Here is a 14276-nt window from a genome sequence, read left to right as displayed (position 1 = left end):
TAGAACCAGCCGACGGCGGCGACGGTGAGGGCAAGCAGCCCACCGGCGGCGGCCAGGCCCCGGCCGGCCCGGCGAGCCCGGCTTCCCCTGGTGTGCAGCGCGACGGCGGCGGCGACGGCGGGCACCACGGCGGCGAGAGCCACCGCGCCGCTCGCCCGGCTGGCCGCCGCGGCCGGCCCGAGCACCGCGAGTCCCGCGAGGATCCGCGGGCTCGGGCCGCGGCGGGCAAGGGCGACGGTCACCGCGAGCAGCCCGGTCACGGTCGCCATCGCCAGGGTGTCGTTGTAGATCTGCCCGGAGGTGACGACGACGAGCCCGACGGTCCCGATGACCGCCGCCGCCCCGACCGCGACGCCCGGCCGTCGCGGCAGCAGCCCGCGGCACAACGCCGCCGTCGCGACGACGACGCCCACGCCGAGCAGCACGTTGACGACGCGCGCGGCGCGGAATCCGGCCAACGGATGGCCCGACGCCTCGCCGGTCCGCAGCGGCACCGCCTCCACGGCGTAGAACAACGGCGGATGGTTGGCGGTGTAGACCAGATCGAAGTTGGACAGCCCCCGGCCGAGGCGCACCCCGCACAGCCCGTCGGCATGCGCGTCGACCGCGGCCCGGGCCTGTGCGGGCGAGGCCCGGCAGCTCGCCGGCAGTCCCGGCATGCCGGGCACCCGCGCGCGCACCGGGGTGTCGAGCTGCGGCAGCGAACCGTGGGCGAGCTCGAGGGCGTACGCCGTGTGCTGCGCCTCGTCGGCCCCGGTGAACGGCGGGACCACCGCGGCGACGAGCAGCCCCAGCGAGCTGAAGATCAGACCGGCCGCAGCCACCCCGGTCACGAACCACCGTCGCATCGCCGGACCGCGGCCGGCAGCCCCCGGCGGCGCATCGCCCGCAGGACCACCCGCGGCCTCCCGTGAGGCACCACCGTGGATCTCGGCCGCCTGCTGGGCGGCACCACCATGGACCTCGGCTGCTTTGGCGGCCGTGCGGCCGGCGGCGAAGTCATCGTCGTCCGGGCCGGTCGAGCGGTGCCGTCCCATCCCGCACCCCCCGCCGATCAACCGGCGGCGCGCGAGCCCCCGTCCGTCCCCGCCGATATGACGGTAACGCCCGGGCCGCGCCGGCTATCCAGCGGTTCGCCCCCGCAGCGCGGCGACGAACGCGCCCGCGCCGATGACCGCGGCCAGGGCGACCGGCCCGATGACGGCGCCGAGGTAGCGGTAGTCGAAGCCGGCGGTGACCGCGGACAGCACGAGGGTCGACACCCCGGATCCGGCTGCCAGCCAGAACACCCGACCGATCCCGGCAGGGGCGGCACGATCGGGAGCCGGCGCAGCCGCTGACCGTTGCGGGGGCCGCTTGGCCCGCCGCAGCGCCCGCCGGGCCCGGATCGTCCGGCCGGCCGTGAGCAGCGACGCTGCCATTCCCGCCAGCAGGCCCAGGCCGACCAGCGGCAGCGGGGCGTAGGAAATCCGGGACCAGGCCGCGAGCAGGCTGGCCGGCGGCGAGCGCACCGCCGTGGCGACGAAGTAGCCGTCGTCGGCGTGGGCGTCGTCCGGGGGCAGCACGTTGGTGACGCGGGTCGGCAGCTCCCAGGTGTCCGCCCGGGACGTCAACGGGGTCTCGTACGGGACCGGGTCCAGGTAGCCGGCGAGGTAGCGGGCGGAGGACGTGACGAGCGCCCACGGCTGCTCGCGCACCACCACGTGCGCGAACGTCCCCGCGAGGTCCTCCCGCCCCGGCGGGATCTGCCGGTGGCCCTGGCGCAACGGCGAGTCGGCGGGCCACAGGTAGCGGACCGGCGCGCCGCGCTGGTCGGTGGGNCGCGGGTCACACAGAGTACGCAGGTCGGCGCGGGAAATCGTCGAACAGTCGGCGAACGGGGCCACCCGCCCGTACAGGAAGAAGCCGGAATGCGCGGACACCGTGAAGCCCTTGCCCTCGGCCGCGCTCCAGCCCGCGTAGGCGCCCACCGGCACGGCGGCCGCCACCACGAACGCGACGACGGGGGCGACCGCCCGCACCGGCGCCCGCCGGCCGCGGCCGGCGACCGCGACGGCGACCGCGTCGGCCACCAGCACGACAACGGCGACCGCCAGCGGCCCGTAGCCCACCGTCCGCACGCACAGCGCCGCGCCCAGCAGCAGCCCTGCGCCCGCGGCGGCGGCGGCCCGCGGCCGCCGCCAGCCCGCCAGCACCGCGACGCCCGCCGAGACGAGCACCCCGAACAGGCTGTCCGCCAGCACGAACTGACCCAGGTCCAGCACCCACGGCGCGAGCAGCGCGGGGGCCGCGGCGAGTGCGGCCAGCCAGGGCCGGCGGACCGCCCGCACCGCCACCGCGTACAGCGCCATCGCGACGACCAGAGTCAGCAGGTGCTGCACGACCACGATCCGGGTCACGTGGCTGGGGCCGTCGAGAATCCGCAGGAAGATCGGATAGCCGGACGGCCGCCAGTCCCCCGGCCACAGATCGCGCCAGGCCTGGTCCAGGTAGGCGGCGGAGTCCCCGAGATACATCAGCGCCGGCGGGTAGGCGACCAGCACCAGCACCCGGGCGGCGACCGCGAGGGCGAACAGTACGGCGAACACCGCGTGTCTCCGCACGCCCCGCCGGCCTCGACCGAGAGCCGCCCGCATCCCAGAGCCGGGCTTCGCGAAGGTCGCGCCGGGCGCGCGGCGCGACCTCGGCCGTGTCGACAAGGGCTGAGCTGGCACTGGCGCCGGCGGGGCGAGCTGTCCGGAGTGGACGGACGGCAGACCGGGGCTGTCACTGTCACTGTCGGCGTCCANGGCCTCGCCGGGAACCTGGCTGACGCTACCCATCGCCCCCAGTCTCGCAGGCGGCCCGGCCGTCACCAGGCACCGGACCGTGCCGAGGTACCCGGCACACCTGCCCGCCCGCCCGCATCAGAAATATTCCCGTGGCGCACATCGGCGACGACCATCAGGATCGCGGGGCCGCACATGGATCGGATGATCCGTGCGGCCGGCATATCCCGCCGTTCAGAGTCGCCGGTCCGGCCGGACCGGCACGCATGCCGCGCGGATGCCGAAATTTTGCAGGTAATACACCGGGGATCTCGAATGCCGGAATTTACCGCACAAGAAGACAGCACCATGACGATCGAGAGCACCACCAGTTGATCCGATCGCGGAACAAACACCTCCATGGCCGGGCCGATCTCGTTCAGGCACCTCCCCTCCCGATTCGACTTACGCCGTCGACGGCAGAGGCGGCGGCGAAGGACGATGACGATGCGTGATCCAGGCCACCAGGCACACCGAACGGGGACGCCCCGAGAACACCGCACGCAACACCGACCGGCCACCCCATACCACCTACGACACCGAGTAAAGACCGGAGCGGACAGGCAAGGCAAAGATCCGCATTAATAGGTAGACCCGTAAAATTAGTTACCTAAGAGCCCAACACTCGACTACGATGGGTTATGGAAATTAGCAGTCGGTGCCACGAGGGATCCGACCAAGGAGGTGCGACTCCCGCCGCCAGAAGTCGGCAGAGTGTGTCGCATCGGGCTCGGCGCAAGATGGCTGCATCGACACCGGCAGGAGCTGCGGCCCCCAGGTTGCAACTGAGGGCCGCAGCGATTGGCTTCACCCTCTGGGCAGAGGTCGCAAGAAGCCCCAGAAGATGATCGAGATGCATCTTCCGCTCGCCACGATAGCAACAGCAGACCGAGATCTCACCGAAACTTCCGGCCAACCCTCACCGGAACACGCACACCTATCACATGAAGTCGATGAGGTTGACGCAAATTCCTGCAACCCATCGTTAGACGTCCGCACGATTCGACCCAACGACACGCCGACAGCGGTTCTTGCATCCGATCCGACCTTCTGCTAGCGTCTTGGTTTTTTTGAATTCGCGCGTACAGATTTTTCTGTACGACCCGAACCCTGCGATCCGATTCATCGGGACCGAAACCCGACCACCGTCGTAGTGCAAAGCCAGACTTCCCCGGCGCGGACGGGATGAAACACACGTCTCCGAAGGACCGGTACAGTAGGCCCATGCCGGTACGGATCGCCTGTTGCAACGTTCCCATCGAGACCGGGAATGAAGGGACCGCGTCCGGCTGGCTCCGCAAGAACTAAGAACCTCTGGGCAGAGACGGGTCAGAGCCGCGGGGATCACACGCCTCGGGGCCAGGCAAGGTGTTAGCGCAAGTCTGCAGCAAGCCCCCGCACAAGAATCGAGGTACAGATGTCAGAAGATCCGGGGCCCCGCACTCGGCGGCCCCGCGCCCTGACGACGGCGGTACTCCTCGCCATCGGGTCCTATGTGCTCGTGACGCGGGACTTCCTTGTCATCTCGATGGTTCTCGCAGAGATCGCTCGAGCGGTGCTGGCCGCCTCCGCCACCCGATCGCGTGGCGGACCTCGGCGAGACTCGTTCGACACACCGCCGCCCGTCGATGCGCCAGGGTCACCGGACACAGTCATCCGGATCACCAGCGCCCGCGACACGCTCTCGATCACCATCGAGCTGACTCGAACTGGTCGCTGACACGACATTGACCGGAGCGGCCCGGCTGTCGACGTAGTCCACAGCCGGGCCACCCCCGACGATCCGGCGGTCGCTACCGCATCCACGGCAGGGCAGCAGTGTGAGCTGACGCCGCGCCCGCACACGCAGCCGATCGCACCCGGTTAGCGCTATCGCCTACCGACACCGGTTAGCGCTATCGCCTACCGACATCAGTCACGTCGGCCGCTCGAAGGTCATCTGCTGCGGCGATGACCACCGTGGCCTCGACCGGGCCAGAGGAACGCCCCTGGCCATCGGCGGCGGATTGCCCCGCCGTTCCCGTCACAGCCGGGCGCTCGACAGACTCGGCGCTGGTCGTGCTCGGCCCGTCGGCCGACGTGGCATCGATTGCGGCGTCGTCAGCGGCCGGAGGGACGGTGTCGACGGTGTGGCGCATGCGGATCTCCGGAAGCAGCCAGGTGAGGGCGAAGGCGACCAGGCCGATCGGCACCGCGACCAGGAAGACCGTCTGCATCGAGTCCGAGAAGGCCTGGACGAAGCCGGAGCGGATGTCCGGCGGCAGCGTCGCGAGCAGCTTCGGGCTGATGTTCGCCCCGGAGGCGGCGAGACCGGGCGGCAGCGGCAGGCCCGCCAGCCGGTCGTTGATGTTGCCGGCGAGCACGTTCGCGAAGATCGCGCCGAAGACGGCCGTACCGAACGAACCACCGATGGAGCGGAAGAAGGTCGCACCCGAGGTCGCCACGCCCATCTGCCGGTGGTCGACGGAGTTCTGCACGGCGATGACGAGCACCTGCATCACCGAGCCGATCCCCACGCCGAGCACGAACATCGACAGCGCGAGCTGCCAGGTGGCGATGTCGGGGCTGATGAACGACAGCAGGAACAGGCCGATCGACATCACCGCGGTGCCCACGATCGGGAAGACCTTGTAGCGGCCCCACTGGCTGATCAGCCGGCCGGAGGTGATCGAGCTGAGCAGCAGGCCACCCATGACCGGCAGCATCTGCAGGCCGGACTCGGTCGGATCGACGCCCTTGACCACCTGCAGGAACAGCGGCAGGAAGACGATCGCGCCGAACATCGCGAAGCCGACGACGAAGCCGATCGCACCGGCCGCCGAGAACACCCGGTTGCGGAACAACGACAGCGGCAGGACCGGCTCGACGGCCCGGCGCTCGGCGAACACGAACGCGACAAGCAGCACGGCGCCCGCGACCCCCATGCCGACGATCTCCGGAGAACCCCAGCCATAGGTGGTGCCGCCCAGGCTCGTCAGCAGCACCAGGCTGGTGGTCGCCCCGGCCAGCAGCACGGTGCCGAGATAGTCGATCACGTGCTTGATCCGGTTTGTCGTCGCCGGCAGAGCCAGCGCCGTGGCCACCAGGGCGACCGCGCCGACCGGCAGGTTCACGTAGAAGACCCACCGCCACGACAGGTGGTCCACGAACAGTCCGCCGAGCAGCGGGCCGACCACCGACGACACGCCGAACACGGCGCCGAACAGGCCCTGGTAGCGGCCACGGTCGCGGGGCGGCACCAGGTCGCTGATGATGGTCATCGCGCCGATCATCAGGCCGCCGCCGCCGAGGCCCTGCAGGGCACGGAAGCCGATGAGCTGGCCCATCGACGTGCAGGCGCCGGCGAGGACGGACCCCACCAGGAACAGCACGATCGACACCTGGAAAAGGATCTTTCGCCCGTACAGGTCACCGAGCTTGCCCCACACCGGCGTCGACACCGTCGAGGCGAGCAGGTAGGCGGTGACCACCCACGACAGGTGGGTCGCCCCGCCGAGATCACCGACGATCGTCGGCAGCGCCGTGGACACGATCGTCTGGTCCAGCGAGGCCAGCAGAATCCCCAGGAGCAGGGCTCCCATAATGATCCATAGCCGGCGCTTGTCGGCGACCTGCGCCGCGGACGCGTCGGCCGGGACCTCGACGCCGGGCGCGGACGCCTGAGCCTGGGTCATGATCAGCTCCCCTCGTGATCGTGGCTGTCGGTACAGAGTTCCGTCGTTTTCATCGGTGTCGGCTTCCTCGGGGAGGGTGCTGGTGCGGCGGACATGCTCGGGAACGTTTCGGGGGACGGGGCGGTGTCGGCGTCCGGGCGGTGTCGGCGTCCGGGCCGCGCCGGTCAGGCCGATGCCGCACGTGGTGGGGGCGGTGGGGGCGGCAGGCCCCGCGCCAGGCTGTCGAAGGCCTGGCCGAGCAGGTCGGCCAGCGGCGCGCCCGGGGACTCCTGCCAGCGCACCGACAGGATGCGCACGATCGCCAGGACCGCGGCGACCAGCACGGCGGGATACGGATCCCGGGCCGGATCGAGGCCGCAGCGGCTGCCGACGGCCTCGGCGAGCGCGTTCTCGTAGGAGCTCCAGCTCGCCGCGCTGGCCGTCATCAGGTGCGGATGCCGGCGGATGATCGCAAGGCGGGTCCGCCAGAGGTCGGCCTGTTCGGGCGCGATGAGCGCGGCGCGTTGCAACATGACCGCCCGCACCGCGGCCAACGGCTCCTCGCCGGCGGGTCGGGCCGCGAGCGCCTCGGTGATCTCGCGGATGTCCTCCGGGTCGATGCCGACGATCGCGTCGTCCTTGGTGGGGAAGTAGTTGAAGAACGTCCGGGTGGAGACCTCCGCCGCGGCGGCGATCTCGTCGACCGAGACGCCGTCCAGCCCGCGCTCGGCGACGAGCCGGATGGCCGCCATCCGCAGGGCCCGGCGGGTCCGCAGCTTCTTGCGTTCCCGCAGGCCCAGCTCCGCCGGCCGGGCCTCGGCCGGTGGCTCCACAGGCGCCCGCTCCATGCCCGCCTGGGTCGTCATCGTCCCCTCCCCCGCCCGACGCCACACTGGTTGCAGCAGCTACAACCTTGTAGTCCCTAAAATTATTCTCGCTCTGCAAAATTCTTTACAGAGTGACGGACCGCACACAGACGAGCCTCATGGACGCACCGATCGGTCGTGGACGCACCGATCCGGTCACGCCGCCGGTGAGGGCAGCGTCCGTCACCGGTTCAGGACGCGGGCGGCGGCCCCACTCGGCAAGGCCCGCCCGAGAACGGGCGAGGGGCGAGGGGCGGACTCAGCCGCGCAGGTCCTCTCCGGCAAGGGCGAAGGCGGCCTGCAACGCCTGGTCCCAGGGACGCAGCGGGGTGAGACCCGCGTCCGCCCACGATCGCGTGGACAGCACGGAGTAGGCCGGCCGCGCGGCGGCCCGAGGGAAGGCGTCCGTGGTCGTCGCGCTGACCGTGGCCGGGTCCAGCCCGATCTCGGTCATGATCCGGCGGGCGAATCCGTACCAGGTCGTCTCGCCGGTGTTCGTGCAGTGGTAGACCCCGGGCGGCGCCGGCGAGGCGACGAGGTCGAGCAGGCCGGCGGCCAGATCGGCCGACCAGGTCGGCGAGCCGGTCTGGTCGGCGACGACCGAGACCGCCCCGCGCTCCCGGGCCAGCCGACTGATCGTCTTGACGAAGTTACGACCCGTCCGGCCGTACACCCAGGCGGTCCGGACGACGTAGGAGGACGCCGGCAGCAGCGCCCGCACAGCCTGTTCTCCCGCGAGCTTGGTGCGGCCGTATGCGCCGGCCGGGCCGGTCTCGTCCCCGGTCTCGTACGGCTTCGTCGCCTGGCCGTCGAAGACGTAGTCGGTCGAGAGCTGCACCAGCGTGGCGTCGACCTCGGCGCAGGCGGCGGCGAGGTGCGCGGGTCCGGTGGCGTTGACCGCGTAGGCCCCGGCCTCGTCGGCCTCCGCGCCGTCCACGTCCGTCCAGGCGGCGGTGTTGATCACAACCAGGCCGCCCTGGATCTTCGCCGGCCGGGCCTGGTCACGCAGGACGGCGCGGACCCGCGCGGGGTCGGTGATGTCCAGCTCGGCCCGGCCGAGACCCGCCCAGGCCCGCACGGGGGAGTCCGGTTCGGCCATCCGAGCCTCGAGCAGGTGGCACAGGTCGGCGCCGAGCTGTCCGGCGGCACCGGTCACGAGAACGCGCACGGCCCGAGTCTGGCAGATCAACCTGCGTCCATCGCGGCAGCCTCCGCCGTGCCGCACCAGCAGGCGATCAGGCCGGGCTAGTAGGTGCAGCCGGGCTAGTAGGTGCAACGCGAGGTGAGCTCCGCGGCGGTCGTGGCGGGGGCGGGGGTCGAAGCGGGGGCGGGGGTGGCCGGCGCGGTGGCCCCACCGGAGGCGGCGCCCACGGACGCGCCCGCCGGTGAGCCCGCGGTGGTCGGCCCCGCGGCCGCGCCCGCGGCCGCGCCCGCGGGCGTCGGCGCAGCGGTGATCGTGTCCACCTCGAAGGCGGTGCCGAGAACGAGGCTCACCCGGCCGGCGGGAACTGTGGCGTCCTGCTGCAGCGTGCTGCCGGGCACGGCGGCCTGGACCGTCCGCGCGGCCTGCACCGCACCCGGGTGGTACCGCACCTGCGTGGTGCGCTGGACGCCGGCGCGCCAGGTCCGCGCCGGCCCGACCTGGAAGCCGGCGCGGTCCAGCGCGGCGGCGGCCGAGGTGGCCAGACCGCTGACCCCGGCGCCGTTGTAGACGTCGACGGTCACCTTCGCCGGGGGCACCGTCGGCGACGGGCTCACCGCCGGCGCCGCCGCCCGGCTGGGCCGGCCGCGCAGCGGAGCGAGGAACTTCTCCAGCGTGATGGGCTCGTAGAGCTGCACGGAGCCGAAGCGGGGCAGCTCGCCGAGGGCGTTACCGCCCTCGGCGGGGGTGGGCGCGTGCACCGGGATCGTCTCGAACCGGATCTGGTCGGCGGACATGCCACGCAGCCGCGTCGCGAGCGCGCGCAGATCATTCATGCTCGTCCCGTCGTCGACGGTGAGCGCCTTCGTCGCCGCGTGCAGCAGGTTCTCCAGCCGCACCGGGTTGGTGAGCACGCCGGAGGAGGTCGCCTGCGTGAACACCGCGCCGATGAACTGCTGCTGACGGCGGATGCGATCGAAGTCGTTGTCCGGCAGGCCGTGGCGCTGGCGCACGAACGCCAGCGCCTGCTCCCCCGACAGCCGGTTCTCGCCGACCCGGCCACGCCACTGCGACCACGGGTCGTACAGGTTCGACCGGCCCCCGCCGGGCAACGGCCTGACGCAGACGGTGACCCCGCCGACGGCATCGGTCATCGCCTTGAAGCCGGCGAGATCGATCGAGACATAATGATCGATCTTGATGTCGGTGAGGTTCTCGATCGTCCTGATCAACAGGCTGGGGCCGCCGATGGTGATCGCCGAGTTGATCTTGCCGCGGCCGTGCCCGGGGATGCGCACCAGGGTGTCGCGGGGAAACGAGACCATCGTCGTCGTCCCGTCAGCGTCGAGATGCGCCAGCATGGTGGTGTCCGACCGCTCGTCGGTCACCGCGCCCTGGCTTTCGTACTCGCCGCCGGTGCCGGCCCGGCTGTCCGAACCGACCAGCAGGAAGTTGCGGGTTCCGGAGGCGGCGTCCGCCGGCCGGTCGTCGCCGAGACCGAGCCGGATGCGGTGGATCTGCGCGCCGAAGTACTCGTAGGCGGTCCAGCCGCCCACCGTGGTCACCAGGATCAGTGCCGAAAGCACGGCGGCGAGCAGGATCACCAGCCGACCCAGCGGTGAGCGCTCACGCCGGGCGTCGTGCACGATGTGTCCCGCCAACGCGGCCCGGCGAGCCCCCGGGGGGCGGCGGGCGTGGGTCCGCCGGCGAGAGGACCGCCCGGCACGACCCCTCGCCTGCGGATCGCCCGGTGGACGCGGCGGCGCCTCGGTCACCGTGTCCCCCTCCCAGGCGGCCGGAAATGTCTCGCGGTCGTGGCACGATCGGCCGGCCGGTCAGCGTCCCGGCCGGGCTGGCCGTAGCGAACCCTTCGACTACTCAACGTACCCGTATCGGGTGGCGCGCACCCGTCACCAACCCGATGCCGTAGGAAAGACGGGCCACCGAGGGGGACAGACAACCCGTCATCCCGGCAAAGGGGATCGGTCCAATCCGATAACAGCCGCCACACCTGTTGTTACTTTCGGTCAGTTCAAAGCGGCGCGATAGAGTTACGGATCATGAAGGCCCTCGTCCTCGCCGGTGGCTCAGGAACGCGTCTGCGGCCGATCACGCACACGTCCGCCAAGCAGTTGGTCCCCGTGGCGAACAAACCGGTGCTCTTCTACGGCCTCGAGGCCATCCGGGACGCCGGGATCGTCGACGTCGGAATCATCGTCGGTGAGACGGCTGCCGAGATCGAGACGGCGGTCGGCGACGGCTCGGCGTTCGGGCTCCGCGTGACCTACATCCACCAGGACGCGCCCCTCGGGCTCGCGCACGCGGTGCTCATCGCCCGCGACTTCCTCGCCGACGAACCGTTCGTCATGTACCTCGGGGACAACCTCATCATCGGCGGCATCGCCAGCCTGGTGACGGAGTTCCGGCGAACCACTCCGGACGCGCTGATTCTCCTCACGAAGGTGGACAACCCCTCCTCCTTCGGCGTCGCGGAACTCGGCGCGGAGGGCCGCATCGTCCGGCTCGTCGAGAAGCCGCTGATCCCGCCGAGCGATCTCGCGCTCGTCGGCGTCTACATGTTCGGCACCGCCGTGCACGAGGCGGTGCGGTCGATCAAACCGTCGACCCGAGGTGAGCTGGAGATCACCGAGGCCATCCAGTGGCTGGTCGACGGCGGCTACGAGGTCGCCTCCCACCTCGTCGAGGGCTACTGGAAGGACACCGGCCGGCTGGCCGACATGCTGGAGACCAACCGGCACCTGCTGGAGTCGATCGAGCCGGCGATCCACGGCACCGTGGACGCCGACAGCTCGATCGTGGGCCGGGTCGTGATCGAGGACGGCGCCTCGCTGGTCCGCTCCACCGTGCGCGGCCCGGCCATCATCGGGCGCGGAACCACCCTGGTCGACACCTACGTGGGCCCGTTCACCTCGATCTTCCATTCCTGCACGATCGAACGAACCGAGATCGAGTACTCGATCGTCCTGGAGCGGGCGACCATCCGCGGGATCGGGCGCATCGAGGACTCGCTGATCGGCCGGGACGTCGAGGTCGTGCCCTCGGCCGCCCTGCCCAAGGCGCACCGGCTCATGCTGGGCGACCACTCCCGCGTCTCGGTCGCCACGACGGGAGCCTGACCCCGTCAGCGGCCGAGCGGAGCCCCGGGACCAGGGGTCCTGACCGGGGGCCCTAGTCCTGCGCGCCCGAACGCGCCGTGACAGGACCACCCGGGGTCGCTGCGGCCGGGTCGACCGTGGCAGCCGACGACTGCGCGGGGGTGACCGGCACGGCACCGGCGGCCGGCTCGGCACCGGCGGCCGGCTCAGGGCCGGCGGCCGGCTCAGGGCCGGCGGCCGTGGCGGGGCCGGCGGCCACGGCCGGCTGACGCCGGGCCTGGACTCCGGCGGCAGCGATGGTCCCGGCGAACAGCAGCGCGGCCAGGACGAACACGATGATCGTCACCCCGACCGGGAACGGCGCCCAACGGCCGATCGCCGACACCACGTCCGGAATCCGCGCCGGGGTGAACGAGACCCGGCGCGGCAACCAGTAGTAGGAGCAGATCGCGAGCAGCGCCGCGCCCTGCATGAGCAGCGCACCGACCAGCAGGATCAGCGGAGCCAGCCGTTCGCGGCCGGGCAGCGCCCGGCGCAGGCCGAGGGCGACCACGACCCCCAGCCCGACCAGACCGAGGTAGAGGTAACGGCCCTGGACGGCGATCCCGCGGGTGTACTGCTGGTACTCCGCCCAACTACGCTGGCCGACCTCGAGGTACGCGAACGCGACTGGCAGGAGCAGGACCATCACCCCGGCCGCGAGCGACCATCGCTCGGGCCGCCCGGCTCGGCGGCGGCCGACGATCGCCGTCACGCTCAGCCCGACGACGGCGACGGTGGCGAGCACGATCGCGATCGGGGAGAGCTGCGGCGGCTCGAACATCCCGAGGCCGCCCCAGAACCGCGAGATCATCGTGCGGAAGAAGTACCAGAACCAGGTCAGGAACGAGTCGGGGAGCAGCAGCGGCTCCCGCCGCGGTGGGTTGGTCGCCCAGCCGTTTGGCTGGACGGCGTCGTACAGCAGGTAGTTACGGACCCACCACCAGCCACCGAGGGCGAGACCGAGGCCGACCGCCAGCACCGCGGGAACCCACGGCAGGGAGGCGACGGCGGTCCGCAGTCGACGCCACCCGGGCACGCCGGGCGCCGTCGCGCCGAACGCATGACGGCGCCACCATCCGACCAGGTAAGCGGCGACGATCATGACTGGCAGGGTGAGCGCGAACGCCTTGGACAGCAGCGCGAGCCCCAGCCACAGCCCGGCCCACAGCGCGGTGCGCCGACGCAGGTCGCCCCGCAGCACCCCGGCCAGGACCACGGTGAGCCCACCGGTGGCGAGCATGAGGATGCCGTCGTTGTTGAAGGTGGCGCCGACCCGGGTGAACCCGGGGATCGCCAGCGGCAGGGCGGCCGCGGCGAACGCCGAGGGCTCGCCGAGACCGAAGCGGCGGGCGGCGAGCCAGGCCAGCAGCGGCAGCGGCGCGACGACCAGGATGTTCAGCAGACGCAGCACGAAGACCTGCTGGTCATAGGCCCAGTCGCCGGAGCCGGGCAGGGCGCGCAACAGCACCGCCCCAGCCGCGTAGATCAGGGGTGGGTGCTGCACCATCTGGTTGGACAGGCGCCCGTCGTCGACCGGCGTCGGGCCGCCGAGGGCGTTGAAGGACCTCCGCTGGTCGCGCGGTGTCGGGTCGATCTCCGCGAACGGCGCGGCCCCGCGCCGCTTTCCCCCGGCCTGGAACATGTCCTGATAGCGGCCGCGATCGAAGTCGTCCGAGGTCGCCGCCACCCCGGTGGCGATCATCTTCTCACCGGGGGCGGGCCAGCCGGCGCCGTGCTGCAGTCCATAGACCATGTCGACGTGCTGGGCCTCGTCGTAGCCCGTCCAGGTGGGGTACACGAAGGCGTAGCTGAGCAACATCGCCAGGTGGACCGCGGTGATGAGCACCAGCAGCAGCGGCCCCCGCCGCACCCGGCGGGCGAGGCGCCCGCCGCCGCCCACCGTTCCCGCCACCGCGGACTCGATCCCGGGTGCCGCGGACTTGATCCCGGGTGCCACGGGCCCGGTCCCGGCTGCCGGGGACGGGTGCTCGGGCGGCCGGGACTCGCGCGACGGGCGAGGCTGGGACGGGACGGGACGGATCTCCACCGGCGTCTGGCCGGCCGCGTCGACGGCCGGCTCGGCGGTGTCGGTGCTCTCGGTGGTCGTCGTCTCCGGCTCATCCATGATTGACGCCAGGATAACGACCTCGCCGGCCGGTCCCGACGGCCCCGGACATCGCCGCCCTGGTCCTCGGCTCGGCGGCCGACCGTCGGTCACCGTGCGCGGGCCCGGACCACGTACGACCCGGAGTACGTGCGGCCCCGCACTCCTCCCCCTGTCGGGCCCACTGGTGTTCACCCTGGCAACGTCCCGCGCGCCGCGGACGTCTTAACAGATGGAAACGGCACCGATCCCCATCACCACACGCCATCACCACAACGACCACATGACCTGCAGCGACCACATGACCTGCAACGGCCGCATCACCTGCAACGGCCGCGGTGCGCATTCCGACGGCATCAACGACGAGGACCGCCTGACCGAGGAGGGTCCGCGACCCCGTGAGCCCCCACGCCCGTCCGGCGTCGACGCCACCTACCCCGAGTACTCCGCCCGACCTGTGGCACTGGCGCGAGAGAGCACCGGCGCCGGAACCACGCGCGGCGCCCGCTTGGCCGCGACGGCCAGCACCGCCGCGCACAGCACCGCC

Annotated in this window: 6 protein-coding genes and 2 pseudogenes; 1 reads left to right on the top strand and 7 read right to left on the bottom strand. The window is 71.8% G+C overall.

Features of this window, described 5'->3' with window-relative positions:
* Positions 1-26: 26 nt before the first annotated feature.
* From UK82_RS36275 to UK82_RS06830, 6 genes and pseudogenes are all read right to left on the bottom strand, one after another.
* Positions 27-848, bottom strand: a pseudogene (locus UK82_RS36275) (DUF2142 domain-containing protein); the annotation flags it as partial.
* Between the two features lie 151 nt (positions 849-999).
* Positions 1000-1820, bottom strand: a pseudogene (locus UK82_RS42400) (hypothetical protein); the annotation flags it as partial.
* 2882 nt (positions 1821-4702) lie between these two features.
* On the bottom strand, positions 4703-6481 hold the full coding sequence (locus tag UK82_RS06845; RefSeq protein ID WP_236705599.1) for an MDR family MFS transporter: 1779 nt from the start codon (positions 6479-6481) through the stop codon (positions 4703-4705).
* Positions 6482-6645: 164 nt separating this feature from the next.
* On the bottom strand, positions 6646-7326 hold the full coding sequence (locus UK82_RS06840; RefSeq protein WP_052681000.1) for a TetR family transcriptional regulator: 681 nt from the start codon (positions 7324-7326) through the stop codon (positions 6646-6648).
* Positions 7327-7585: 259 nt separating this feature from the next.
* Positions 7586-8494, bottom strand: coding sequence for a dTDP-4-dehydrorhamnose reductase (gene rfbD / locus UK82_RS06835; RefSeq protein WP_173667249.1), 909 nt, complete (start codon positions 8492-8494; stop codon positions 7586-7588).
* Between the two features lie 95 nt (positions 8495-8589).
* Positions 8590-10128, bottom strand: a complete 1539-nt coding sequence (locus UK82_RS06830) for an LCP family protein (RefSeq protein ID WP_044884292.1) — start codon at positions 10126-10128, stop codon at positions 8590-8592.
* Between the two features lie 399 nt (positions 10129-10527).
* Between UK82_RS06830 and UK82_RS06825 the strand changes: the two genes are divergently transcribed.
* Positions 10528-11604 carry a glucose-1-phosphate thymidylyltransferase gene (locus tag UK82_RS06825; protein WP_044884291.1) on the top strand — a complete coding sequence of 359 codons (1077 nt, stop codon included), beginning with the start codon at positions 10528-10530 and terminating at the stop codon, positions 11602-11604.
* Between the two features lie 52 nt (positions 11605-11656).
* Here the strand turns inward: UK82_RS06825 and UK82_RS06820 are convergent, their stop codons facing one another.
* The gene (locus tag UK82_RS06820; protein ID WP_055406651.1) at positions 11657-13750 is read right to left on the bottom strand and encodes a glycosyltransferase family 39 protein; all 2094 of its coding nucleotides are present in this window, start codon (positions 13748-13750) and stop codon (positions 11657-11659) included.
* Positions 13751-14276: the final 526 nt, after the last annotated feature.

The organism is Frankia sp. ACN1ag (assembly GCF_001414035.1).
GTDB lineage: Bacteria > Actinomycetota > Actinomycetes > Frankiales > Frankiaceae > Frankia > Frankia torreyi.
This window is presented reverse-complemented; position numbering and strand designations above follow the sequence as displayed.

What these genes read in the sequence shown, in the direction of transcription:
- UK82_RS06845 (WP_236705599.1), bottom strand. Translation starts at nt 6,481, where the DNA reads ATGACCCAGGCTCAGGCGTCCGCGCCCGGCGTCGAGGTCCCGGCCGAC.
- UK82_RS06840 (WP_052681000.1), bottom strand. Translation starts at nt 7,326, where the DNA reads ATGACGACCCAGGCGGGCATGGAGCGGGCGCCTGTGGAGCCACCGGCC.
- UK82_RS06825 (WP_044884291.1), top strand. Translation starts at nt 10,528, where the DNA reads ATGAAGGCCCTCGTCCTCGCCGGTGGCTCAGGAACGCGTCTGCGGCCG.
- UK82_RS06820 (WP_055406651.1), bottom strand. Translation starts at nt 13,750, where the DNA reads ATGGATGAGCCGGAGACGACGACCACCGAGAGCACCGACACCGCCGAG.